Annotated in this window: 22 protein-coding genes; 9 read left to right on the plus strand and 13 right to left on the minus strand. The window is 53.7% G+C overall.

From position 1 onward, the window contains the following. Window positions 1-101: 101 nt before the first annotated feature. The 3 genes from VMT71_11410 (at window position 102) to VMT71_11420 (ending at window position 3,549) form a co-directional block, all read left to right on the plus strand. A complete protein-coding gene (locus tag VMT71_11410) occupies window positions 102-1,016 on the plus strand; it encodes an L-2-amino-thiazoline-4-carboxylic acid hydrolase (GenBank protein ID HVN24570.1) in 915 nt (304 codons plus the stop codon). 25 nt (window positions 1,017-1,041) lie between these two features. Further along, the gene (locus VMT71_11415) at window positions 1,042-2,313 is read left to right on the plus strand and encodes an MFS transporter (protein HVN24571.1); all 1,272 of its coding nucleotides are present in this window, start codon (window positions 1,042-1,044) and stop codon (window positions 2,311-2,313) included. Window positions 2,314-2,379: 66 nt separating this feature from the next. Next, window positions 2,380-3,549: a M20 aminoacylase family protein gene (locus VMT71_11420; GenBank protein HVN24572.1), complete on the plus strand. Its 1,170-nt coding sequence runs from the start codon at window positions 2,380-2,382 to the stop codon at window positions 3,547-3,549. A gap of 223 nt (window positions 3,550-3,772) precedes the next feature. Here the strand turns inward: VMT71_11420 and VMT71_11425 are convergent, their stop codons facing one another. The 3 genes from VMT71_11425 to VMT71_11435 form a co-directional block, all read right to left on the minus strand. Continuing rightward, window positions 3,773-4,153, minus strand: a complete 381-nt coding sequence (locus VMT71_11425; GenBank protein HVN24573.1) for a hypothetical protein — start codon at window positions 4,151-4,153, stop codon at window positions 3,773-3,775. Between the two features lie 38 nt (window positions 4,154-4,191). Then, on the minus strand, window positions 4,192-5,865 hold the full coding sequence (locus VMT71_11430) for an FAD-dependent oxidoreductase (protein ID HVN24574.1): 1,674 nt from the start codon (window positions 5,863-5,865) through the stop codon (window positions 4,192-4,194). Window positions 5,866-5,995: 130 nt separating this feature from the next. Further along, window positions 5,996-6,289: a hypothetical protein gene (locus VMT71_11435; GenBank protein HVN24575.1), complete on the minus strand. Its 294-nt coding sequence runs from the start codon at window positions 6,287-6,289 to the stop codon at window positions 5,996-5,998. A 978-nt stretch (window positions 6,290-7,267) separates the two neighbouring features. Between VMT71_11435 and VMT71_11440 the strand changes: the two genes are divergently transcribed. After that, window positions 7,268-7,696, plus strand: coding sequence for an SRPBCC domain-containing protein (locus tag VMT71_11440; protein ID HVN24576.1), 429 nt, complete (start codon window positions 7,268-7,270; stop codon window positions 7,694-7,696). Window positions 7,697-7,725: 29 nt separating this feature from the next. Beyond that, a complete protein-coding gene (locus tag VMT71_11445; GenBank protein ID HVN24577.1) occupies window positions 7,726-7,878 on the plus strand; it encodes a hypothetical protein in 153 nt (50 codons plus the stop codon). Between the two features lie 33 nt (window positions 7,879-7,911). On the opposite strand, the gene VMT71_11450 is transcribed toward VMT71_11445, so the two are convergent. Both VMT71_11450 and VMT71_11455 read right to left on the minus strand, forming a co-directional pair. Further along, window positions 7,912-8,985: a PDZ domain-containing protein gene (locus VMT71_11450; protein HVN24578.1), complete on the minus strand. Its 1,074-nt coding sequence runs from the start codon at window positions 8,983-8,985 to the stop codon at window positions 7,912-7,914. Between the two features lie 140 nt (window positions 8,986-9,125). Beyond that, window positions 9,126-9,572: a hypothetical protein gene (locus tag VMT71_11455; protein ID HVN24579.1), complete on the minus strand. Its 447-nt coding sequence runs from the start codon at window positions 9,570-9,572 to the stop codon at window positions 9,126-9,128. Window positions 9,573-9,908: 336 nt separating this feature from the next. Here VMT71_11455 and VMT71_11460 point away from each other — a divergent pair, with 336 nt between their 5' ends. Continuing rightward, on the plus strand, window positions 9,909-12,119 hold the full coding sequence (locus VMT71_11460) for a vitamin B12-dependent ribonucleotide reductase (GenBank protein ID HVN24580.1): 2,211 nt from the start codon (window positions 9,909-9,911) through the stop codon (window positions 12,117-12,119). Window positions 12,120-12,197: 78 nt separating this feature from the next. Here the strand turns inward: VMT71_11460 and VMT71_11465 are convergent, their stop codons facing one another. Then, the gene (locus VMT71_11465; protein ID HVN24581.1) at window positions 12,198-13,592 is read right to left on the minus strand and encodes an MATE family efflux transporter; all 1,395 of its coding nucleotides are present in this window, start codon (window positions 13,590-13,592) and stop codon (window positions 12,198-12,200) included. An 801-nt stretch (window positions 13,593-14,393) separates the two neighbouring features. On the opposite strand from VMT71_11465, the gene VMT71_11470 reads away from it, so the two are divergent. Continuing rightward, window positions 14,394-14,615 (plus strand): hypothetical protein, encoded by a 222-nt coding sequence (locus VMT71_11470; protein ID HVN24582.1) that lies wholly within the window; start codon window positions 14,394-14,396, stop codon window positions 14,613-14,615. Window positions 14,616-14,676: 61 nt separating this feature from the next. On the opposite strand, the gene VMT71_11475 is transcribed toward VMT71_11470, so the two are convergent. After that, entirely contained in the window at window positions 14,677-15,279 is a 603-nt protein-coding gene (locus tag VMT71_11475; GenBank protein HVN24583.1) for a hypothetical protein, read from the minus strand. A gap of 539 nt (window positions 15,280-15,818) precedes the next feature. Here VMT71_11475 and VMT71_11480 point away from each other — a divergent pair. Beyond that, the gene (locus VMT71_11480) at window positions 15,819-16,361 is read left to right on the plus strand and encodes a hypothetical protein (GenBank protein HVN24584.1); all 543 of its coding nucleotides are present in this window, start codon (window positions 15,819-15,821) and stop codon (window positions 16,359-16,361) included. A gap of 10 nt (window positions 16,362-16,371) precedes the next feature. Then, window positions 16,372-16,815, plus strand: coding sequence for a hypothetical protein (locus VMT71_11485; GenBank protein ID HVN24585.1), 444 nt, complete (start codon window positions 16,372-16,374; stop codon window positions 16,813-16,815). Window positions 16,816-16,879: 64 nt separating this feature from the next. Here the strand turns inward: VMT71_11485 and VMT71_11490 are convergent, their stop codons facing one another. The 6 genes from VMT71_11490 to VMT71_11515 form a co-directional block, all read right to left on the minus strand. Then, window positions 16,880-18,073 (minus strand): glycerol dehydrogenase, encoded by a 1,194-nt coding sequence (locus VMT71_11490; protein ID HVN24586.1) that lies wholly within the window; start codon window positions 18,071-18,073, stop codon window positions 16,880-16,882. 76 nt (window positions 18,074-18,149) lie between these two features. Next, window positions 18,150-18,389, minus strand: a complete 240-nt coding sequence (locus VMT71_11495) for a MoaD/ThiS family protein (protein ID HVN24587.1) — start codon at window positions 18,387-18,389, stop codon at window positions 18,150-18,152. Between the two features lie 199 nt (window positions 18,390-18,588). After that, window positions 18,589-19,557, minus strand: coding sequence for an FAD binding domain-containing protein (locus VMT71_11500; protein ID HVN24588.1), 969 nt, complete (start codon window positions 19,555-19,557; stop codon window positions 18,589-18,591). Window positions 19,558-19,567: 10 nt separating this feature from the next. After that, the gene (locus tag VMT71_11505) at window positions 19,568-22,006 is read right to left on the minus strand and encodes a xanthine dehydrogenase family protein molybdopterin-binding subunit (protein HVN24589.1); all 2,439 of its coding nucleotides are present in this window, start codon (window positions 22,004-22,006) and stop codon (window positions 19,568-19,570) included. Continuing rightward, complete coding sequence (locus VMT71_11510) at window positions 21,996-22,592, minus strand: (2Fe-2S)-binding protein (GenBank protein ID HVN24590.1); 597 nt, start codon at window positions 22,590-22,592, stop codon at window positions 21,996-21,998. Before VMT71_11510 ends, VMT71_11505 begins: the two co-directional genes overlap by 11 nt. Window positions 22,593-22,600: 8 nt before the next feature. Next, the gene (locus tag VMT71_11515; GenBank protein HVN24591.1) at window positions 22,601-23,812 is read right to left on the minus strand and encodes an NADH-ubiquinone oxidoreductase-F iron-sulfur binding region domain-containing protein; all 1,212 of its coding nucleotides are present in this window, start codon (window positions 23,810-23,812) and stop codon (window positions 22,601-22,603) included. Window positions 23,813-23,814: the final 2 nt, after the last annotated feature.

Raw genomic sequence — 23,814 nt, forward strand, 5'->3', positions numbered from 1 at the left:
CCGCCCAAAGGCGTGATGTCGTATCTCGATTATATCAAGAAAATGATGCAATCCCGCTCTGACACAAAGGGCCATCATTAACGATCAGGAGGCGAACCCATATGCCGACCAAAAAGATAGCATCCAGGACCAGGAGAACAAAGAGCCGATCGCCTGTTCCCAAGAAGAGGATATCCGCTGCCAAGAAAATGATAAAAGTGAAGGTCTTCAGGTTCGACCCGGCGGTCGGTCGGAAGCCCTCGTACAAGACGTACCAAGTGCCTTTCGAAGAAGGCATGAGCGCCATGGGCGCACTCGATTACATCTATCAGCATGAGGACGGCACGATTGCGTACTACGATCATGCGGGCTGTTCATTAGGCATCTGCGGCCGCTGCACGGCGCGGATAAATGGTAAGCCGGGTCTTCTCTGCCAGACCCCGGTCAAAGGGGATCTCACCCTTGAACCGCTCAATCAGAAGAAAGTTCTCAAGGATCTGGTGATGGAAGCGGCTCCCGCGAGCGAAGCCAAAGAACAGGCAGGAGAACCTGAGCGGCCTGCCATCACCGACATCAACGCTGTGCCTCTTCTCATCAGGCGCGAAATAGAGGCGCTCATTGCAGCTCCAATCATCAAGGCCTTCGTTGAGGAATTCGGAAAAGAGAAGACCCTGGAGGTCGCCGGGCGCGTCATCAAGGCCCTCGCGCGCCAGATGGGCCAACGTCTTGCAACGATGACCGGAGGAAACACCCTGGAACATTTTGCGAAGGCAGCAGCTATTTTTGGTCAGGGTCCCGATTACGAGGAGACCATTGAAGCAACGCCCCGGAAACTGTCCACCAATGTGTTCCGCTGTAAGTATGCGGAAATGTATCGCAGGCACGGCCTCGAGGACGTCGGGTATCTGCTCTCTTGCGGGCGCGACTTTGCGTTGATGGAAGGGTTCAATCCGAGGATTAAGCTTACCCGCACGCAGACAGTCATGGAGGGAGCGCCTTTCTGTGACATGCGTTGGACCTATGAAGAGGAAGAATAATACACAACTGTGAGGTGACCCCCCCATGACAGCGCTTAATACCGGTGTGGCCGCGGCAAAAAAAATAGGCAAGGTGCGATTGTGGATCGCGGTAATTGCGTTCATCGCCTACATGGTAGCTTTTTTTGACCGTGCGAACGTGACCGTCCTTATCGCGCACAAGAGTTTCACCGATGCGTTCGGCATCACCGCGGACAAATCGACGCAGGGCCTCCTGTTGAGCATATTCATGCTGTTTTACGGCATCACCTGTTTCTTTGCAGGCCCGGTGGTGCAGCGATTCGGAGCTAGGAAGACCCTCGGGTACGGCCTTCTTTCGTGGGCTGTCTTCACCGCCATCATGGGCTCGGTCTCGAGCGTCGTCGTACTTCTTGCGTGCCGCGTGCTCCTCGGCATCGGCGAAGCGGTCCTGGGGCCGGGCGTCTCAAAGCTCGTGCAGACTTGGTTTCCTGTGAGGGAGAGGGCCAAAGTGAATGGCGCATGGTTCATCGGCCTCTTGATGTCGCAAATCGTAGCGCCGCCCATGATTACCGGGCTTGTCACCTCGTTCGGCTGGAGGGAGAGCTTCTATTTTCTCGCCATCATCGGCGTCATCCCGGTCATCATAGCGTTTCTTTACGTGTATGACCTTCCTGCACGGCACCCACGGATCTCCAAAGAAGAAGTCGACTACATTACAGAAGGGGCAGGCCAGAAGCCCACGGGCGGGGCAAAGCCTGCCGGGGGTTTTGGCTTCGTGAAAGAGAGCAACTTCTGGCTTGTAGCTATTCTCTATGCCATTTCAACGGGTATAGGTTGGGGCGTGATGGGATGGCTCCCGACCTATTTCAAGGCGGTGCTCGGCTTCTCCTTCGCAAGGATGGGCATTATGGCTGCCCTGCCCTTTCTGGTCGGCGCCGCTTCAGTCCTCGCATTCACGCCGCTGATGGACAAGTTCAATTCACGTGCGTCATTTGCCATGATCGCGTTTCTTGGTTTCGGCATCTCTCTGTTCGCGGCGATGAAGGCCTCCAGCCAGGCCTCTGCGGTTGTTATCTTCTGCATTGCCAACGGTTTCTTCATGCCGAACGTGCCTTCCCTGTTCACGATCCTGCAGAACACTGTCAAGCCGACGCAGATCGCGAACGCGACAGGGATCTTCAACGGCATCGCCTATATCGTCGCTTCGATTTTTCCCTACGCAATGGGAGCGCTCTACAAGTCCACGGGCAACCTCAAGAATGGATTTTATCTGCTTCTTGGCATGACGGTCCTGGCGATTATCATGGGGATCCCGTTGATGAAGCGGCGCCTGTAAGCCTCAGGGAGGTACAGTAAGAAATTTCTAGCGAAGCCGGAATCGGCAGCAAGCGGGGTTACTGCTATGGGAAGGACAAAAGAAATGACCGGCCTTGAAGCGGAGATGATTGCGTGGAGGCACGAACTCCATGCGAATCCGGAGACTGCCTTCGAGGAACATGAGACTTCCAAGTTTGTAGCTGAAAAATTAAGATCATTCGGCCTCGATGTCCATACTGGCATCGGTCAAACAGGAGTCGTGGCGCGGCTCGTGGGGATTGAAGGGCAAGGCCGCTCCGTTGGCCTCCGGGCTGACATGGACGCACTGAACATCCAGGAAGAGAACGACTTTGATTACAAGTCCAGGAATCCTGGCAAAATGCACGCCTGCGGGCACGATGGCCACACGGCCATGCTGCTCGGTGCCGCCAAGTACCTTGCCGCAAACCGCAGATTCAAGGGCACGGCGACATTTATCTTTCAACCGGCTGAGGAGACCGCCGGTGGCGCAAAGGCTATGGTGGATGACGGTCTCTTCGAGCGCTTTCCTATGGATTGTGTCTTCGGATTGCATAACCATATGGCGATGCCGGAGGGTAACTTTGCCTCGACTCCCGGGAGCATGATGGCATCCTTCGATACGTTCGATATCACCATTACAGGCGTGGGGGGTCATGCGGGCGGCATGCCCGCAAACGTGCGCGACCCCATAGTAGCCGCATCCCATGCGGTGGTCATGCTTCAGAGCATCGTGAGCAGGAATATAGAACCGCTCGAGACAGCGGTGTTGAGCGTTACGGAGATCAAGGGCGGCACAGCGTATAACGTGATTCCTGAGCAGGTGGTGCTCCGCGGCTGCACGAGGCACCTGAAACCAGAGATTCAGGACTTGGTGGAACAACGAATGCGGGAGGTGCTCGGAGGTCTAGAACTTTCTCTCGGGGTAAGGGTGGATCTGAACTATCAACGGCGCTGCCCAGCAGTAATTAACAGCCCAAAGGAAAGGGAAAACGCTCTTCGCGCCGCATCCCTTGTAGTGGGAAGTGACCGCGTCATTGGCAATGCTTCGCCGGTGATGTATTCCGAGGATTTTTCGTGTATGCTGCGCTGTGCGCCTGGAGCTTTTCTCTTCATGGGAGCAGGAGCGCCACGACCGAATGGAATGGGACATCAGCCGAGGTATGATTTCAACGATCGTCTGCTTTCAATCGGAGCCGACTATTGGGTGAACCTCATAGAAACCATAGCTGCTTGAGAAATGAGACCATCAGAAGCGTTCCGCCATTCCATCTTCTATTCGGCAATGTAAAGTTTTGCTTATACTGCCTGGGCGCTTCATTCGCAGGTGCTTAACGTGGAACATGCCGCTCAGCACATGTCTGTTAGTAGAGTAGTCTGCAGAGAATCCGGACTTTAGCAGCAGAGTTCGGTTCGTGCCGCCTTGAGCCGGCCTTCATATCACAGCGTACAGGCTGGCACTAGGCATGGCAATCCTTGCAGGACCTGAAATTACTCGTGTGGTGGCAATTCGCATAGCAAAAGTCGACATTTGCTTTGGGAGCCTTATCGTTCTTCTTGAAGGGTAGACCGTGTGCCATGTGGCAAATCGAGCAATTCGGAACTTTTGTCCCGTCGTGAGGCACGTGGCGGTGGGGCGTGGTTTTCTCGCCGCTGGGCATCACGTAGTTTCCGGTCTGTGAAGCGAGCGTATCGAACGGCCCGTGACAGTTCAGGCAATTCTCCGAAGCGGCCTCAGGAGGCTTCGTTGCAGGCTTCGCGGCTTTGTTGCTCGCGAAACCGGTCCCGAGAAAAAAGCAAAAGACCGCCAAGCCCCATGAGCAAACAAATCTCGCGCTCATTCTCTCAGCCTCTTTCAAAAAAACGTTTAAGCCCCTCTTCAGGCACTTCTATCCCACGGTTTTTCGGCGGCTGCGTTCATGCCTGCTATTTTACCGAAAACGAGACAGTCGATTCCGAAATTGCTGCCGCACTGGTAGAGGAAGCCAAACATGGAGCCTGCCTCGCCGGCAGCATACAGGCGACCCAAAGGCCGGCCGTTCGGCCTGAGTACCTGGGTCTTCGCATTTTTCCGCGGACCTCCGAGTGTATTGATCACCTGCGGCATCAGGGTCATTGCATAGTACGGAGGACCTTGTATGGGCTTCAGGGTAGCGGGGTTCCTGCCGAACAGCGCGTCTTTGCCGGCAGCACAAGCGTTTGACCAGCTTGCAAGCGTCGCCTCGAGGATCGATCCGTCGACATTCAGTTTCGCAGCCAGGTCCCTCGTAGAATCAGCCTTGAGTATCCAGCCTCTCGCAACTTCCTCCGAGTTGTCCTGGCTCCAGGCGAGTTTCTCCTTAAGAGACACCCAAGTCCACTGACTTGTTCGTGTCGGGCCCAGCGGGCCGGCTTTGAGCACAGTTTCATCAAAAATGGCGTAAGAGGGGATACGGGCATACTCGGTCTTGGCTGCGTCGTAGTTGAACAGTTTCTCACCACCCTTCCCGTGTAGCCAGAGCTCTTTTTCGTCAAACCAGCGGTTTCCTCGTCGGTCCGTAATGATGTAGCTGTTACCCTGAAAGAAAACTTGCGAAGAGGTCTTGGTTGTAGGTGGCCAGTAGTGGAGCATAGGTCCGGCCATGTCCTGCATGTGCCAGAGGTCGGCACCCGCACCCATTGCCATTTTGATCCCGTCTCCCGTATTGTAGGGCGTTCCCACCGTCTTGAGCGGCACGGTTCCGGCCATTCCGGCCCCAGGCACCAGGTAGTCACGCTGCATCTCTTCACTATTCTCAAAGCCTCCGGCAGCGAGAATGACCGCTCTCCTGGCCTTGATGGTTATGGGCCTTCCGCCCTTGTCGGCAAGGACGCCTATTACTTCCCGCCTCTCATTGAGAATGAGTTCACGCCCAGGGGTCTCATAGAGGATCTTGATCTTGCGCTTTTCTTCAACCTGCGGTTTGATAAGAAGGGCCCAAAAATCTTTGCCCCATCCGAGCGTCCCATCAGGCCTGGTCATGTTGAAGCCTTTATCCACTTCTGCGCCGGGAAGGTTGGGGAACTCGGCACCGGAACAACGCGGGTTGAGGATCGTCGGGGTGACACCGAAACCGAAGCTCTTGATCCAGTCGGCGACTTTCGCGGCACCTTCCGCCATTGCCCTGACGATGTCGTCGGGTACGTGGTGGGCACCATTCAATGCTTTGAGATAGGTTATGTGTTCCTTGACATCCGTAGGACACCGGAAGATTCCCGCGTTGACCGCTGTGTTGCCACCCTCCATGCCCTCTGGAGCCTTTTCGATGATGACCACCTTGGCTCCCTTGTCGAAAGCGGTTATGGCAGCGGTCGCACCCGCGCCGCCATACCCGACGATAACAACATCGGCGCTATAGTCCCATTTCTTAGGCACGCCGGAAGAGGAAGCAGCTTCCGCGCGACCGGCCGATATTCCAACCGCGGCTGCGGCACCCGCAATGGAACTCTTTAGGAAGTCACGACGATTCATATGGCCCTCCTGGGTTCGTGTTTTAAGATTAGAAGAGGCTGCAGGGACTAATCGGACCTGCAATACGATCTCATGCTACCAAACACTTCCCGCGATTGTAAAGACCAAAGCGGGCGGTCAGTGTTGTTGTGCAGTGCACCTGCGAATAGTGCCGGTGGGGCAAGGCAGGACTCAAGTGAGATAGATTGGCGCTCTAAGGTGGCCAGGGAAGAATGTAAGGATGTGGACAAGATGAGTTCTGTATCGGGATGCAATCTTCACAAATCCATCCGTCTTGGAATTCGTCTGCCGCGATCAACGGCTTGATCCCGCGACAACACATACACCTTATAAGTTTGGCACCTTGTGCCAAAAGTTGTACTCTCCTCGATCGAGGCTCTGCTTTGAGTGTCAATGTTCTGTCGTGATCTCTGCCCTCCAACAGCTCTATATCATCAAGTAGGTCATCATTATCAAAAATCTCGGAAACATTTTCTTTCTTCTTCATGATCGCGCTCCTTCCTCTCAAAAGATCACACCTTCTTCTTTTTCATCAGCAAGTCGTATGCCCAGGCGCGTTAGATTGCCACGGGATCTGTGTCAATGTCTATTTTTATTGCCCAGAAGGGCTTGTACCCAACCCTGTAACATTTTTCAAGATAAGATGTTGTGAAGGGGTTTGTGTGCATACTGCGCACAGATGACGAAGGATATTTCATTCATCTTCTAACTACACGTGAAATTGGGAAGTGCGTGATCTCGTCTGTACGATTGGTCTGATGGTGGGATGAGTAGAAGATTATCGTTTCAAAGCCCCAGTCAGTTTGAACGGGACCGGGCAGCATGTGAACTCACCGCCAGAAAGACACTGGCCGCTAAAGGCATTACCTGAGGACGAATAATAAGCGAAGAGAGACGTCGTTGTCTCGAAAATACTCAAGGATGGAAGCGAAAGGGTTGGCTCTAACTCCTGCAGGTCATCGCCTTCCGAATCAGTCACATCTCTTCGGTTAGGGGTTTTCCACATTCTATGTAGAACAACCTGTGCATAACTCCCCGATCAAAGACTGTAAGTATCTGTTATTTCTTGGGTGATGACCACTTTGCTCAGTATTGTAACATCCCTGAAATATCCCTGTAATGTCTAATGATTCCAAGCTCTATTCAAAAATTAAGATGTCTTAATGCTGCTCTGCATGGCAAACCAATAGCCTTCCAAAAAATGCTCTTATTACGGTCAATTACGGATCATCGTTTTGTGTGGTCTGAAAACCCTTCTCAACACTGGCTACAGAAGGGGCATGCACATTACTCGTAAAGACTGAGGTCGAGTGATAAAATCGAACGGTAGCCTCCGTCTACAAATTCAAATCGGTTATCTTCATTCTCTTGGCCCCCTCTTGGCCCCATTGACCCGGCCCCGTCTTGACTCCTTCTAAACGAATGACTAACTAAGAGGTATAGTCTCAGTCAAGGAGGTAGAGCCGTGGCAGATATTGTTCATAGAGTCGGTATCAGATCGACGCCCAAGAAGGTTTTTGAAACGTTATCCACTATTGATGGGCTTTCCCATTGGTGGATCGTGGATACGAAAGGGAGCGCCAAGAAAGGCGGAACTATTCTCTTCGGATTTGCTGACATGAAGGTCGTTGAGTCGAAGCCTAACAAACTGGTGAAATGGAAATGCGTGAAGGGGCCGAAGGAGTGGCTGGGGACGGAGCTGATCTTTGAACTGAAGCCAAAAAAAGATCGAACTGTTGTCCTATTCACACATGCCAACTGGAAGAAGCCCACAGAATTTATGCACCACTGCAGTACCAAGTGGGCTACCTTTCTCTTGAGCCTGAGGGACTGGCTCGAAAGGGGCGAGGGCCGCCCTGCTCCCTACGATGTCAAAATCGACGTTGATGATTAAGCAAAATAACTGAAGAAAGGGGTGATGGTATGGCCGAAGAAAAGTATATATGCAGGAAGTGTGGTTGGGAGTTCGTCGCGATTCCTGGAGAGGAAGAACCCCCTGAATGTCCTGAATGCGCAAGCGATGAGATTGAAAAACTTGAGCTTGCTACATTCGGAAGTACCACCAAGCGTGAATGACCCGCTGCAGGACGTTGTATTTGCATCGTGACATCATCTCATCTGCCTCTTGGGACTTCGCACGCCGGCACCCGCCTGCGATTCACGTACAGCCCCGGGACTGTTATTCAGATTGCTTGCCCTTGGTCCTGCAGAGGCAACTGAAACCAGCTCGAACACTTCTTCCTTGCCGTCTCTAGAAAATACAAAAATTTTATGTTCACCCGGTTTGCATTTAATGATGTCATCGACGTTGGCATCAGTCACATCGACCCCGTCGATCCTCACTACCGTATCACCTGATTTAATCCCGGCTTTCTGTGCGGGCCCTCCCCTTGTAACTGAATCGACATCTTTTGTTTTGGGGTTGATCTGCATTCCCCAGTCACCGGCATATACGTGAGGATCATCAGAATATACCCGGACGTATGATTCTCGTGGAGCATCTGTGCTAGCCGGCGGAAGAGCAGTGTGAGCGGTCGAAGCTGGTGGTGGAGTCGTTTCTCTCAATGTCGGATAGAGCCCTGCCTCTTCTATTATGTGGTCAATTGCCTCCAGGAGTGCAGGGCCTGCCGTGGTCGAAAAAAACTCCGTATCGTTATTCCCCTGTTTGTCGTGCAGTTGGATAAAAAGATATGAGGTCATGAGCCAGGTCACCATTTCAGACCTGCTCGCGTCATACGTTTGGAGAGAATCCGTGTTCTCGGCCAAGCTGATTATGGAGCGATCAAAGCTGTAGCCTGCCTGCCCGTATACCCGTCGCCCCCACTCCAGATATTTCTTGAATAGCACGTACTGTACTTTCTGCATGACCTTGCGATGGGCTTCCTCAGGGGTAGAAGCCCCTACACTTCGGTTGATTTCTTCAGGACTAGAGGCATTCGGAAAAGTTTCTCTCATGATACTATTCTCATCAAGGGTTGCTGATGGCCCCAGCCCAACCAAATCTAATGAACGCTTTAATCGAATGAGTGCTTCAGCCGTTGATGGAACAGCAGGTTTATTGTCTGTTATCCCCTCGGTGGATTCGACTGTCTTCTCACCCTCCGGGTTTGGTTCTGCTGCAGTTAATACCGAGAGCCCCATAAGAAAGATGAGGATGTTCAGTGCCACAATATGCCTTGTCATAAGTCCTCCACAACTCAGTTTTCGGCAGGATTTTCAGACTATTAAGGCAGGCAATTTTCTCGGTTAAGGGGATGAGAGAGGACGCGCAGGATCATTTTCGTTCAGTGCCCCCCATAGAGATTGCTCGGTCATGAGAGTGCTCAGTCATGTGCCCCACGGCGCCAAGTCTTGAGCATCGAATCAATTTTTTCCATCGGAGTACCCGCGATGACATTGACAACCAGCCAGACGGCATCGGCTACCAGGGTCCTGCGATTCATAACGTCAGTGTAAAAGGATTCTATACCATCAATGAGCTGCCGGTTTGTTACCTTCTCAAAATACTTGGAATGGTAATCACCATACGATTCCAGTACCTTTTCCATGCACGCATTCATCTTGGTGTCTTTGGCGAAATTCCAGTACGAGAAGTTGCTACCCAGGCCCATGCCATCGAGGAAGCCGTTAACGTAACCTGAACGCGTGAGCGGGTCCTGATTGAGCCACCAATTGCCATCCCTTCGATTTTCTTCGGCGGCTGAAACGGCGGGCAGAATGCTTGCCAAACAAATAAGTACCAGGACTTGTACGATGAAATTGCGTTTCATTGTCCCACCTCCGTAGTGCGGCCCGACCTTAAGAACCGCTTTGCGGTGAATTCGGTAGCAACCCCTGCTATAAGGGTTGTAGCACACTTTCCAGTCTTTTTCTCTCTCGGCCTGTTTTCACGAGCCCAAGGCCAGGAAGCACTATGGCTGCGGGTTCCGGGATACCAAATCTGTAAGAGCGCTGGGAAGCGTGGTCTAAGGGCGTCGGTAATCTAATAGAAGATTTGGCTTGACGATCACTATATATAGTAGGTATATTGACAATATATACTAGATGTTGTGTTTACGCATCAACAACTCAACATTTTACCCATGTTCTGAGAAGGAGACTGTATCATGGACAATCATCAGCCCATCGCCCCACGATTATCGAAAAACGCCTCAACGGTCCTGGAGCGACGCTATCTGCGAAAAGACCAGCATGGCCACGTTATTGAAACGGCCGCTGATATGTTCCGGCGTGTTGCAAGCGCGATTGCCCAGGCTGATACAAAGTTCAGCGATGGCGCTGGCACTCAAGCTCTGGCACGTCAATTTTATGATATCATGGCCAACCTCGAGTTCCTGCCTAACTCCCCTACGCTCATGAATGCCGGCCGCGAGCTCGGTCAACTGTCCGCATGCTTTGTGCTTCCCATTGGAGACTCTATGGAGGGGATATTTGATGCAGTCAAACACACCGCCCTCATCCATAAGTCGGGCGGAGGAACAGGCTTTTCTTTTTCGTCTCTCCGTCCCAAGAATGATGTTGTCCGGTCAACCACGGGCATCTCCAGCGGACCTGTTTCTTTCATGCGAGTCTTCGACACCGCCACGGAAGCCGTCAAACAAGGCGGTACAAGGCGAGGCGCCAATATGGCTCTCATGCGCGTCGATCACCCGGATATCCTGGAATTTATCCGGTGCAAGGCCGACCAGAAGCAGTTGAACAATTTCAACATCTCGGTGGGCCTGACCGACGCCTTTATGGAGGCATTGGAACGGGATGAATCCTATCCGCTGATCAATCCCCGGAGCAAGGAAGTTGCTGGAACAGCGAGAGCCAGCGAGGTCTTTGACCTGGTTGTCAGGCATGCATGGGAGAATGGAGAGCCTGGTATCATTTTTCTCGATCGTTTGAACCGGGACAACCCCACCCCTCATGTCGGCACTATCGAATCCACAAACCCGTGCGGCGAGCAGCCGCTGCTCCCCTATGAATCCTGCAACCTGGGGTCAATCAACTTGGGCCTGATGGTAAAGGACGGTCAAATCGACTGGCAGCGACTGCAAGGGATTGTGCATCTGGCGGTACATTTTCTCGACAACGTGATTGAGCTCAACCGATACCCCCTGCCCGAGATCGCCCGGATGACGTACGCCAACCGAAAGATCGGTCTTGGTGTCATGGGGTGGGCTGACATGCTCATCGCACTCGGGATTCCTTACTGCTCGGAGCATGCGATCGAACTCGGCGGGAAGGTCATGGAGTTTATCAATGAGGAAGGACATCGTGCCTCCATCGGTCTTGCCAGGGAGAGAGGTGCATTTCCTAACTTCGAAGGCTCACTTTTTTCTCAACAGGGAAAACCCCTGGTCAGAAACGCTACGGTTACCACCATTGCTCCGACAGGAACGCTTTCTATTATTGCGAATGCCTCATCCGGAATCGAACCGATTTTTGCCGTCTCATTTGTACGGCAGGTCCTGGACAACAACACCCTGGTCGAGGTCCACCCCTTGTTCGAGACCATGGCAAGGAAAAGCGGGATCTATTCTGAGGCCCTCATGGAGAAAATTGCCGAGCACGGCACGATCCAAGACATCGAGGAGATTCCTGCTGATATCCGCCGCATATTCGTTACAGCCCACGACATCACACCGGAGGATCATATCCGCATGCAGGCGGCATTTCAGAAGAGCACGGACAATGCGGTAAGCAAGACGGTGAATTTTCCGAAAACTGCTACGGTTGAGGATGTCAGGAAGGTCTACGAGCTTGCGTACGGACTGGGCTGTAAGGGCGTCACGATATATCGTGACGGGTCACGGGAACACCAGGTGCTCTCTACCGCGAAGACGCCGCAAGAATCGGGGGAGAGCGAGGCAAGAATCGTCCGTGAACGTCCTGTATCCCTCGGGGGCTGGACCTACCGCATGCAGACCGGCTGCGGGCCTCTCTACGTTACCATTAACGAGGACGAAAATGGGCTGTTCGAGTTGTTTACCACCATGGGCAAGGCTGGCGGTTGCGCCGCTTCACAAAGCGAAGCCATCGGCCGGATGGTCTCTCTTGCCTGGAGAAGCGGCGTTCAACCGGAAGAGGTCACCAAGCAGCTTCTGGACATCTCCTGCCATTCACCTTCCGGCTTTGGTGAAAACAAGATCCTCTCTTGCGCCGATGCGGTGGCCAAGGCTATTCGGAACCACATGTCTTCCAATGGTCATTCGGGCAAAATGGAAAGGAGGCCGCCGCTTAAAGGAGCGTGCCGCGAATGTGGCGGCAAGGTGGAGCACGAAGGAGGTTGCTCCGTGTGTCATTCCTGCGGGTTCAGCGAGTGTGCTTAGTTGATTTTGAAGGTCATTCTGTTACAAATCCAATGGTACGCGCAAGGTGCAGCAATGAACCTTCTCTCTATCGGCTGTTCACTCAACGACCGGGAGCACGGGAGGAGCTTTGATGACTGTCGAAGTTTTCCACTTTCCGGAAAAATAGTAGAGCAGACTGGCAACCATAGTCGCCATAAAGCTCAGTGCCACGGCCACCCATATGCCATTCACTCCAAGGCTGGTCTTTGACAAGAGCCACGAGCCGGGTACCCTCACGATCCACTGCGACATCAAGGAAAGCATCATGGTGATCATGGTGTGACCGGCGCCGTTGATGACACCATTCGACACGAAGGCAATCGAGAAGAAAAGGTAGCAGGGACCCACGATGTGCAGGTAGCTGACGCCTATGTCCACGACGTTTGGATCGTCCCCGAGACCGAACATCATGAGGATCAGCCTTGAAAGAAAGACGGCAAACAGGGATATGAGGATGGTGATTGACGACGTCATGACAAGGCCCCACCGGAATATCTCCTTCACTCTGTGCGTCTTGCGCGCGCCGAGGTTCTGCCCGGTGAGCGCGGCAGTCGCCATACTCATGGACAGGGCGGGCATGAAAACGATCATGTCCACCCGCCCCACGGCTCCAAAGGCGTTTGTTGCTGCGGCTCCGAAGCCATTGACGAAGCTCACTATGAAGAGGCTGCCGATGGAGACGAGTGACTGTTGCACGATGGATGGAAGCCCTATCTTGAAGAGCAGCAGGGTGAGGTGTCTGTCCAGCATGAGTTTCCGGGGATGAAATGCGATCAGGTGCTTCTTTCGGTTCAAGTACAGGATGTTCACCGCTACGGCGCTTGCCTGGGCGACAATGGTCGCGTACGCTGCGCCGTTGAGGCCCCACTGCGGAAAAGGGCCGAATCCTCCGATGAAGAAAGGATCGAGCACTGCGTTGAGGCCGAGCCCCACGGACATGAATACGAGAGGGGTAAGGGTGTCGCCTATCCCCCTGAGCATGAAGTTGACGAGCATGCCGAAATAGAAGAACATGAAAGCGGCTAGGTTCAAGCGCAGGTAGGTCGAGGCCATGGCATAGTTCTCGGGCGGCGTCGCCATGAGTCTCAAGAGATGATCGCTCAAGAGAATCCCCGTGATAGTCAACACCGTTGCGATGAGCAGGCATAGGGAGAAGGCGTTGGCCACCACCTTCTCCACCATAGCGTAATCTTTTCCCCCGTAATATTGCGACACGACAATGGTGGTCGCGATCGACATGCCCATGGCAAAACCGAAGAGCACATAGAGTACGGGTAAACTGACTCCCACAGCTCCCACCGCATTTTCTCCGATGAGGTGCCCCACCCAGATGGTATTTATCAGGCTGTAGCCGATCTGCAGCGCATTGCCTGCCAGCATCGGGATGGAGAAGAGCAGGAGGTGTCTGGGTATACTGCCCTCTGTGAGGTCCTTTCCGAACTTTTTGGCCATGTAGTCTCGCGCCGTGGGGAGAAGTTACAACATCCGGGAGCAGAATTACAACAGATGCTCGCGGGCAAGCCGGGTACCCGTGGGATTTTCCGCGGGCGTTACTCGGAGCATGCGTTCGCGCAGACAGGCCATGCATTCACCCACGCTTGAAAGCATGCTCCTCCGCTGCTCGACGCGGCCTGGATTGCGCTTGTTTTCCGAGAAACCCGGATTATATTAAGACAGGGCAACAAAGAGCGAAACGGATTATTGAAATCAACAATTGAGACCGAAACGGGGTTTAGCAGGATTATCCCGGAGGCCACCATGATGTTACATGTGCAGTATCAAAATAGCCATTACGATTTTGTCAATGCTCAGACTCTTGATAGACTTCTTGCAGAAAACGAGATTCGAAGATTCAGACGTCCGTCCGAGAAGAGATGGATCTACGTTGACACTGATCCCATTAGAGGTTTAGGAGGACACTATTCAGGTCCCAACAGACGACATCGTACTTTTAGATTGTCCCTGTCTGCTTAGTGTAGGCTGAGGTCGTCTGGCTGCTCTGCATGCTCGTCCGGTTCATAACGTGCCCGTGCAATTCATCGAAACAGGGCCAAATCTTCTCGATAAAAGGAATCTGTTACACTGGACGGATTAGGCCGTTGTACTGACAAAAAATAGCCGTATGATGTATTGCCTTTGGCTTATAGCCCCGGTAGAGTGTTACTGTACTCCTGACATCATTACAATGAGTGTTGAGGAAAAGCAGTAAGGCAGCGACGCCATGGAACGCACCATCTCCCGAGGAGGTCTGACATGAAGGCTCTTGCAAACAATTCCCTTGATACGCAGACGACAGCCTGGCGGCCAGATCCCGTTGACCGGGTCTTCAAGACCATTGAAGCAATGAACGATGATGAAAGGATTCTGTTGTATGAGAATGGAATCGAATTCATTCTCTGGCTGCGCGAGAAGAATCCGTCACTGCTGACAACGTTGGCGGCAGACATCAGAGAACGGCGCGCAGACCAAGCGTAGCTGACCAGGTTGATTCACTCCAGGCCAACAGCCGCTGCTTAATTCGGCGTGAGACGCTCCATCAGTTCTTGTCTACGCCTAGTATGGCTCCCTCCAGCGTGTCTGCAACCCATCCAATAACAAGAATCGCTCTTGCAACGCGAGGCACGTTCACTGAACTCAAGGGCACCGAGTAGTTCAAGCTTGCGATCTCATTCTCGTCCACGTGCAGATTAAACGACCAGAAGTCAGCCACGGTTTTTAGTGTGTCCAGCAAATCGTCGATGGAAGCGCCTTTAAGGTTTCCGATTTCAGTGCGTACGTACACCGAGCTCTCTTCGGCTACACCCTCGACCGGCGGAGAGAGCGTTAACACCACGGCTTGTTTTCTTTCGTTGTCTCCGACCCTCACATTGAAAAAGACGAGATCAGTCCCGTTGGGGTCTGTAGTGATACGCGAAGTAATAATGCTCTCGGGGAAACTTAGCGATGATACGTGATCGTAAATCTTTTGAATGACGGGGCTCTTGCACTTCGTTTCGGGCTCTTCAATAACCAGTTTGTTCTTAGCATGTCCAGGGACAACATTAACCGCGGAGCAAACAGGGCATTTCCCTTTTTTTCCGATCGACTTGAGACTGACCTCTATCTCCGCTCCGCAACTGGCACACTTAAAAATTATCATTCTGTCCCCCGACTTTCTTTCCATTCTACAACTTTCAGTGTCTTTTTGGAATTACAAATTCATGGCTGCGGCAAGACGGCACCTCGGGCAGTGCATCGTGCTCGCCACTCCTGCTGAGCAACTCCGGTGCAATGGGAGCGTGTAACGCTGCGGGCGCTGTCCCTCAAGAGAAGGCACGCAATGACTCACGGCCAGGCCGGGAAGTCTGGCCATATGCGGCAATGAATGGCTAAGGCTCGACATAAACTATCGGCTTATTTTCTCCAGAATTGACGAAGTGCAGCAGCGACCATCGCGCACAGGGAAAAGGCGCGCCATTAAAGGCTACAGATACGCTCGCGCGGGAGCAATCAGAATGCTCCGGACCTTCGTGATTAGGCCAAAAGGCTTAATGCCTCTTACTGATAAAAATTAACCCGCTGGCCGATTGCTTTTGGCATTGCGGGTCGTTACCATTACAACATGCGGTGCAAAGGATTCATTTCGGTAGGGCTGATAGACGTAAATCAAGGCATCGCCAAACAATCGGGAGGGCAGAGATGAAACGTTTAGTGGTAGTTGCTGTAATGATGCTTATTATAGGGTGTGCGGGATATGCGGCTGCAGAAGACCTGATGGAGAAGGACCTGAGAATTCTGGCCGATCAATACACAGCTGCAAGCAGCAACGGAGACACGGAACTTTTTACAAAGAGCTTCAGAAGCTACATGATAGGCTCAAACCGGTTAAACAAAGCGGCGGAGCAGCAACGGAAGATCTATGAGTTTTCATTTGATACCACCATAGACAAATTTGAGATTATGGCTGACAAGAAAAGTTGCGTCGTAGCGAATGCGGATTACGAAGCCAAGCGACATGGACAGACCCTTGCCAAGGGCAAGATCACGGCGACGTACTCCGTCAAGGATGACAGGCTGGTTCTCGTGATGGTCAGATTTGCGGATGAAGTGGTGAAATACAAGGACGCGGACAAGCTTATCAATGAAAAATCCCAGGACAAACAGAACAACGTGATGTTTGTTCCTGACCCGAATTCCCAGCCTGATTTCAGCAACGCCAAGAAACTGGAGCAGGAGATCTAGGACGATACAGATGATGAAGCAAGGTGTCATACTACTGCGCTGCGAGAAGGAAGCAAGTCTTTGGAGCGATCTGAAGTTTCCGAATCTGTGGCTTGCAATCGGTCTTTTGTTGGTGACATCGGTGATAGTTCTCTCGTTGATGCCGCACCCGCCGCACGTGGCGCAGTTCAGAGGCAATGACAAAGTCGGTCATTTTGCAGCCTACGTCGCAATGACATTCTGGTTCGATCAGATATACAGGAGGAGTCGAGCCCGTTGGGTAATAGCCATCGGGTTCGTGGTTTTGGGCATATGCCTGGAGTACCTGCAACGCCTGAGCGGGTACCGATCGTTTGAGTGCGCCGATATGGGGGCCAATGCAGCCGGAGTGCTCTGTGCTCTACTTCTGGCCCAGACTCCGCTCTCGCGATGCCTCGCCGCACTGGAAAGATCAGTACTGCGCTTCGTCTATTAGCCGCTGCCGGCGGAATGTCTTACCGCCGGCAATGAACGGCCGCGGCAAAAATTCTCTAAAATCCTCAATTCCGGACCGCGAATGCCCTGCCGAAGGTATCAGTTGCTTTCAATGCGTTAAAGATCTCCCGGTCGTCATAGAATCGGCCATCTTTGTCACGCTCCCTGCGCGCCCCTGCCATGGACTGAATGAGCAAACTTTTCGACGCAGCGTCAGCCACCTTCGCGAGAGCTTCGTCGCTGGCGTCACTCAGGCCCAGCTCTTCAAAGGTGGTCGGCAATCCAACTGACCTGCAGAACTCAAAAATATTTTCCAGAAATTGAGGGCTTCTTCCCTCGAGCATGAGCTGCACCAACGTGCCAAACCCCGACTGCTCGCCGTGAAAGGGATGGCGCTCGAAAGATTCCGGGATATGGTCAAAGCCATGCGCCACTGCATGAGCCGCGGACAAACCGCAGTTCTCAAACCCGAGACCGCTCAAAAGGACGGTCGCTTCGACCACAGCCTCGACGCCTGGTCCGGGTATGCCGGTCTCGACCTCTTTTTTGGCCTGGAGGCCAAACTCGAGGAGGATATCGAGGCAAAGTTTCGCCAGCGCTCTGCCGGTAATCGTACTCAACGCGCGCGTACCTATGGACGGACTGGCGGTCCTGTAATTCATGTCAGCTTCGAAGTGTGTATTGAGCGCATCTCCCATGCCGGCGACAAAGAGGCGGATGGGCGATTTGGCGATCACAGCCGTATCCACAAAGACCATAGTGGGGTTGACCGGGAATTTGAGGAGAGCTTCCACAGTGCCTTTGTCAGAATAGACGAGCGCGGAAGCCGATGTTGAGCCGTCAGTGGCCGCGACAGTGGGAACGTTGATGCAGGCAACACCGGCTCCGAACCTGGGTATGAATTCAGGCGGAACTTTCTGCACGTTTGTCGCAGGCCCCGTGGCAGCGGCACGGCCGGTGTCGATGGTCTTTCCTCCTCCGCAATTCATGATCGCGTCATGACCTCCCGCGACGCATGCATTCTTTACCCGTTCGATCTCCGCGAAATTACATTGACCGTTGAATTGGGTGAGGGCATACCTGATCTTTTTCTCCCGGAGCGGTTTGGCGAGCACGGGTTCCACTATCTTTCTTGCGCTCGGTGAAGCCAGGATCAACGGATTCTTAATGCCGAGCATTTCCAGCTGTTCGCCCATCTCCAGCAGGGCACCGGGGCCTTGCACGTATCTGAGGGGACTTCTCAAAACCTTGAGCGCCATTATGTAAACCTCCCAATTTTTGCGGTGGATGATGACAGGCACGGACGGTCCGCCCGAGCGCAGCCGTCTGTGTTCTCTACCCTCCTGAGAAAGGCGAATAGAGGGCGACCTCATCCCCGTCCTTGAGGTAATATGCAGACTCTATGGTTCGTCCGTTAACGGTTATGATGTAGTTCAAGCCCTCCGTCAACTTCAACTCCTCGACCAATTGCTGGACCGTTTTGCCCTCGTTCACTCTTTTTTTCAAGGAGAATCTGCCCTTCGCCTCTTGCGAATGATATGCAACATTCCCCCAAAGCTTAATTTCTATGTCCACGTTACTTTTTCATGCGCCAGCGTCAGCACGGTACGCGGCGAACCGACAGACTTTTCTTCTACATGTGCTGGTGTCAATTTGTATTCAAGATGGAGACCGGGGCGACCCGAGGCCTGGGCTATGCAGGCGTACCTCGCGATACGTCCAAGTAGAACAGGCCGAAGGGCAATGAAGGTGTACGCTTGAAGACAAATTGACATTAGATGCAGCCGAGGATGGCGCGTTTAACCATCGTCTTCGCTATCTGCACCATATAGCCATTGTACGGCATGGGTTTTGCCCCTGAGACCGCCGCTGCCCCTGCGGCTTCCGCGCTGGTATCGCTTATCTCTTTTCCCGTGATCGCTTCCTCAGCCGCTCTCGCCCGAATCGGGATAACGTAGACGGCATTGAGACAGATCCGCGCGGCTGTGACTTTCTTTTCTGAGACCGCTGCCATCGCCGCGCAATTCACGATAGGGAAGTCGATGGCCTTGCGAAGCGCAAACTTGATGAATGCGCTTTTTCCGAAAGGCCTGGGTATTACTACTTCCGTGACAATCTCGTCATCATGGAGAACGGTTGTCCTGGTCACATCCACTTGAAAGAAATCTTCTGCTTTGATCACGCGATGCGATGTCTGCAGTGAGGCATCCAGCGCAATCAATGCAGGGGCTGTATCGCTGGGATGGACCGCGTAGCAGCCTCCTTCGACGCTGCCGCCGAAGATGGAGTGATAGCGGTTATCACCATCGATGGCATAGCACTTCCCACCTCCTTTTCTGAGGCAGGGGAAGCGGTTATTCTGATTGCGGTAATACCAGCATCGTATATCCTGGCAGATGTTGCCGCCGATAGTCCCCATCTCTCTCAGGTGGGTAGAAGCGGTTCTACGGGCTGCCTCTGCCAGGGCCGGGAACAGGTCGCGTACCCTCCTGTCAGTGGCGATATCCTCCAGTCGCGTCAGTGCGCCTATACGAAGAGCGCCACCCTCTTCTTCGATAAAATCGAGACCGGCTATGGTTTTGATATTGACCAGGGCCTCAGGGTAAGAGGGCAGAATCTCGTCTTTCATTTTGCCGAGAAGATCTGTGCCGCCTGCAATCACGGCTGCTCTTTTGCCGTAGCGCTGCAAAACGGCGACTGCCTCATCCACGCTCCTCGCGTTGACGTGCGCAAAGTTCTTCATGTTCTTCCCCTCATATCTTGCCCAGGGCTCTCAGTACCCTGTCCGGAGTAGCAGGCAGGTCGACCCAGGCACCGACGGCGTTGTGCACAGCCGCGTAGAAAGCCGCCGGCACCACGGTGGCAACGTCTTCGCCGATGCCCACAGAGCCATACGGGCCGTAGCCCATTCCCGTCTCAATGACAATCGTGTCGATGGGCCCGCAGTCAAGCATGGTGTTGATCTTGTAGTCGATGAGGTTGCCATTCAACACCACACCCGTCGCAGGGCAGTAGATCGTGTCCTCTGTGCGTGACCGGCTCACGCCCATCACAGAACCGCCGTACTGCTGGCCTTCTACTGCATCAGGATTGACAGCCTTGCCCACGTCATTCGCGTTCGCAACCCTGGTCACTTCTATCTCTCCTGTCTCAGGATCAACCTCGACCTCAACAAAATGCGCCTGCCTGACAAATATTGGTCTTGGCCCCGGCGTTCCCATGAAAGCGCCCTGCTGATTCTGCCATCCCCACGCAAAGAGCGGCTCGGTGGAGCCAATGTCCATCTTGCCCATGAAAAAAGCGGGACGGACCAGCTCCGCCATGGTCATCTTCCGGGACGGGTCTTTCTTCACATAAACGACGCTCTTCTTGATATCCAGGTCCTCAGGTTTACAATCGGGAAAAGGCGGGTAATAGCCCATATCGGCCCGCTCCGGCACTCTGGGTGTCGTGGCGATCTGAAGGATCTTCTGTTTGAGCTGCCTCGCCGCATTCCGGATGGCATAGCCATTGACCGTCAGATTGGTGGACGAATCGGGAGTCATCGTTGTGAAGCCGGCTTCTTCAAACTGTCGGTAGTGCACATCTTCGTAGCGAAACCCCAGCTCGTCCGCAGCAATCTGACAATAGGCTGTTTCAGCAGCACACCCGTTGTCACAGCGCTGGGCGAGAATGCGAGCCGACCCATCATCCCGTTCTATCCTCATCCCTATGGCTCCGGCGCCGGCCGAATCACTCCATTCGTGCGTAAACGTGAAACCTATGCCGTGGAGCCTGCCATTAGGGAGTTTCTTCTTTCCCGGCAGGTGCCATTTTTTCTCCCACTGGATCGCCTTCTTCCCCGCCTCGATGCACTCTGCGAGGCTGTCTCTGTTTTTAAAGCCATGGGCCCGCTTCACATCGGCGAGTTCGGCCATGGGGCGTCCCTCGGCACCATCGTTCCGGAACGCCACGATCGTCGGATCCATTTCGAGGGCCTCGGCTACGTGGCTCAACACAGCGCCCAGACAGAGGGCGTTCATATTCTGCTCGCATCTGAAGGCAGATCCCGGCATGATGTTGAGCACCGCGCCATTTGATTCCTGCAGCAGATGCTGCACCCTGGTGTTTTCCACGAAATGGCCCAGATGCGCAAATCCTTTTCTGCCGAACCATGATGTTGCGGCAACCGCGCATATTGTCCCGTCGTTTTTAAAGCCGACCTTCACCTGGTACCGGGCATTATCCATGCCGGCACCGCAAAAGTCTTCTCTTCTTGTGAACTGCCATTTGACAGGCTTTCCCGTTCTCCTCGAGAGAATGCCGGCGATGATGTTCGGCTGCATATTGAGCGCCATCTGCGACCAACCGCCGAAGCTTCCACCCTGGAACAGACAATGGAGCGTTACCTGGCTGACCGGCAACTTAAAATAGTGAGCTATCTGACGCTTCGAGAGATGAGGACGTTGATGCTTGAGCCACAGCTCGGGGTACTCCCCGTTCCACCTGAACAGGCCATTCGGCCGCTCCGGGCCGACCCAGTTTTCCTTCTCTTTTCTCATCCTCCATTCGATGATTCTGTCAGCTTCTTTGAATCCTGCATCGGGGTTACCCCATATCATGGTGGCCTGCCGCTGCTGCGCAGGGAGGACAAAGTTTCCATCGGGCCATGATTCAGGGTTGCTCAACGGGGCTCCCTGTTTCAGCGCCTCTTCCTGATCCAGATTAAAAGGGCGTTCTTCCCAGTCGATCTCCACCAGCTTCAGTGCTTCGTTTGCGATATCCTCCGTATCGGCCGCAACGGCAACACCCATGGGCATGCCCTGCCAGTAGCCGACCCGGTTGAGTACGGGTTCGTGCCCTTCGGTTCCTCCTCCGAAATGACCGCTTACATCCGCCCTCTCCGGCAGCTCCGGATCATCATACCTGAGGAGAGCTCTTACGCCTTTCAATCCTGCTGCCTTGTCTGTATCCATGCGCTTTATGCGGGCATGAGGATAGGGGCAGGTAAGAATGCGCAACCACAATTGGCCCGGCAGGCGCACATCCGCCGTGTAGAGAGCATAGCCCGTCGCCTTCTCGTAGCCGTCTTTTCGCCGGATACCGCGTCGGCCGATCGCCTCATACTCTTTCAGGGGGTGCTTGTCGGCCCTCAGCGCGTGCTCAGGCGCTATGATTCTTTCCTTGTCATTTCTGCGCGGCTTACTTTTCATGGACCGCACCATCCGCCCTGCGGCTCTCCCGCAGGAGCTCCGCCGCTTCAGCGACGGCTTTCGGGTGCTGCGGATACGTGCCGCAACGGCACAGATTGCCGGAAAGAGCCTCCCGTATCTCATCCTCAGTCGGATCAGGATTTCTGTCCAGCAGCGCTTTTGCAGTGACCACAAATCCGGGCGTGCAGTAACCACACTGCATGCAGTGATGCTTGACATACGTCTCGATGAGAGGGTGCTTCGCAGCCGCAATACCTTCGGCAGTTTCCACGCTCGCGCCATCGCACTCTATTGCCAGTGTCATACAGGAGAGCACGGGCCTTCCATTCATGATCACCGTGCATGAGCCGCACGCGCCTCGGTCGCAGAACATCTTCACCCCGGTCAGTCCCAGCGTATCGTGAATCACCGAATAGAGGGTCACATTAGGCTCTACGCTAAGCTCGTACTTTGCGCCATTGACGTTGAGGCCGATCAGTCCTTCGGGTCGGGGCAATGGCTCTGCGCCATGGCCGGTGACAATATGGGACTTCAGTTCATCGACGGTCTCGAAGCCCGTTCGGCAATAGGGACAAATGAATTGCATACCTCCTCCTATCTCAGGCGGCGCAGAAAGATCGATTGTTTTATACGCGTCTCATAATCGTTCCTGAAGTACTTCAGGGTGTCGAGCACCGGAACGGGGGCTGCCTGTCCGAGGCCGCACAGCGACGAATCCATCATCACTGCGGAGAGTTCCTCCAGTGTGTTGATATCTTCCTCGACTCCATCGCCATTCTTGAGTCTCTTCAGAACCTCGAGCATCACCCCCGTACCTTCACGACAGGGCGTGCATTCGCCACAAGACTCATCGTTCAGGAACTCCATGCTGCGATAGACAAAATCGATTACATCTCTGGTGCGGTTTAAAACGGTGACCGCACCCGAGCCCAGGACGGTCTCGTATGAAAGAGGTGTAGTCGTCATCGAACCCGGGACGATGCCGCCGGTAGCGCCACCGATCTGCACCAGTTTCACATCTTCAGCGCCGGCAAGCGCCAGCAGGTCGGAAAGCGTGCTCCCCAGCGCAAGCTCATACACGCCAGGCCGCTTCACATCGCCACTCACTGAAAATACTTTTGTGCCTGTGCTCTGGGCAGTGCCTATATTGGAAAACCATGCAGCACCCCTCATGATAATACGGGGAATATTCATCAGCGTCTCGACGTTGTTGACGATGGTCGGCTGACCGAACAGACCGCTTTCCGGCGGATAAGGAGGACGAAACCGGGCCTCTCCTCTTTTACCCTCGATGGAATTCATCAAGGCTGATTCTTCCCCGCATACGTAAGCGCCGGCGCCTTCACGTATCTCGATTGGAATATCAATAAGCCCTTCCACGGCTGCTTGGCCGATAGCTTCTTTAAGACCGTCCAGAAGAAAACGGTACTCTCCGCGAACATAGACATACGCCTTGGCTGCCCCTATGGCGCAGGCAGCGATGGCCAGGCCCTCGAGAAAGGAGTAAGGATCGTGTTGGATGATGTAGCGATCTTTGAACGTCCCTACCTCACCCTCATCCGCATTGCAGATCACGAATTTCTCACTGCCCGACGCTGCCCGAGCAGATTCCCATTTCACGCCGCAGGGAAAACCTGCCCCTCCTCTTCCCCTTAGCCCCGATGACTTGATCTCTGCAATGACCGCGGCGGGTCCCATGTCGCGGGCCTTCTTGAGGGCCAGATAGCCGCCTCTCTGCAGGTACGTCTCTATGTTACGGGGGTCTATGGTTCCGCAGAGCTCCAGGACAATTCGCCTCTCCGGCATAA

It is taken from the genome of Syntrophorhabdales bacterium (assembly GCA_035541455.1).
In the GTDB taxonomy this organism is placed as follows: Bacteria; Desulfobacterota; Syntrophorhabdia; order Syntrophorhabdales; family WCHB1-27; genus JADGQN01.

Bases quoted from the DNA above. Each gene is read 5' to 3' on its own strand.
- VMT71_11490 (HVN24586.1), bottom strand. From the start codon at position 18,073: ATGGCGCTCAAGGTTTTGAGAAGTCCCCTCAGATACGTGCAAGGCCCC.
- VMT71_11485 (HVN24585.1), top strand. From the start codon at position 16,372: ATGATGAAGCAAGGTGTCATACTACTGCGCTGCGAGAAGGAAGCAAGT.
- VMT71_11465 (HVN24581.1), bottom strand. From the start codon at position 13,592: ATGGCCAAAAAGTTCGGAAAGGACCTCACAGAGGGCAGTATACCCAGA.
- VMT71_11420 (HVN24572.1), top strand. From the start codon at position 2,380: ATGGGAAGGACAAAAGAAATGACCGGCCTTGAAGCGGAGATGATTGCG.
- VMT71_11500 (HVN24588.1), bottom strand. From the start codon at position 19,557: ATGAAGAACTTTGCGCACGTCAACGCGAGGAGCGTGGATGAGGCAGTC.
- VMT71_11470 (HVN24582.1), top strand. From the start codon at position 14,394: ATGAAGGCTCTTGCAAACAATTCCCTTGATACGCAGACGACAGCCTGG.
- VMT71_11505 (HVN24589.1), bottom strand. From the start codon at position 22,006: ATGAAAAGTAAGCCGCGCAGAAATGACAAGGAAAGAATCATAGCGCCT.
- VMT71_11475 (HVN24583.1), bottom strand. From the start codon at position 15,279: ATGATAATTTTTAAGTGTGCCAGTTGCGGAGCGGAGATAGAGGTCAGT.
- VMT71_11510 (HVN24590.1), bottom strand. From the start codon at position 22,592: ATGCAATTCATTTGTCCCTATTGCCGAACGGGCTTCGAGACCGTCGAT.
- VMT71_11455 (HVN24579.1), bottom strand. From the start codon at position 9,572: ATGAAACGCAATTTCATCGTACAAGTCCTGGTACTTATTTGTTTGGCA.
- VMT71_11515 (HVN24591.1), bottom strand. From the start codon at position 23,812: ATGCCGGAGAGGCGAATTGTCCTGGAGCTCTGCGGAACCATAGACCCC.
- VMT71_11410 (HVN24570.1), top strand. From the start codon at position 102: ATGCCGACCAAAAAGATAGCATCCAGGACCAGGAGAACAAAGAGCCGA.
- VMT71_11425 (HVN24573.1), bottom strand. From the start codon at position 4,153: ATGAGCGCGAGATTTGTTTGCTCATGGGGCTTGGCGGTCTTTTGCTTT.
- VMT71_11450 (HVN24578.1), bottom strand. From the start codon at position 8,985: ATGACAAGGCATATTGTGGCACTGAACATCCTCATCTTTCTTATGGGG.
- VMT71_11445 (HVN24577.1), top strand. From the start codon at position 7,726: ATGGCCGAAGAAAAGTATATATGCAGGAAGTGTGGTTGGGAGTTCGTC.
- VMT71_11480 (HVN24584.1), top strand. From the start codon at position 15,819: ATGAAACGTTTAGTGGTAGTTGCTGTAATGATGCTTATTATAGGGTGT.
- VMT71_11435 (HVN24575.1), bottom strand. From the start codon at position 6,289: ATGAAGAAGAAAGAAAATGTTTCCGAGATTTTTGATAATGATGACCTA.
- VMT71_11460 (HVN24580.1), top strand. From the start codon at position 9,909: ATGGACAATCATCAGCCCATCGCCCCACGATTATCGAAAAACGCCTCA.
- VMT71_11415 (HVN24571.1), top strand. From the start codon at position 1,042: ATGACAGCGCTTAATACCGGTGTGGCCGCGGCAAAAAAAATAGGCAAG.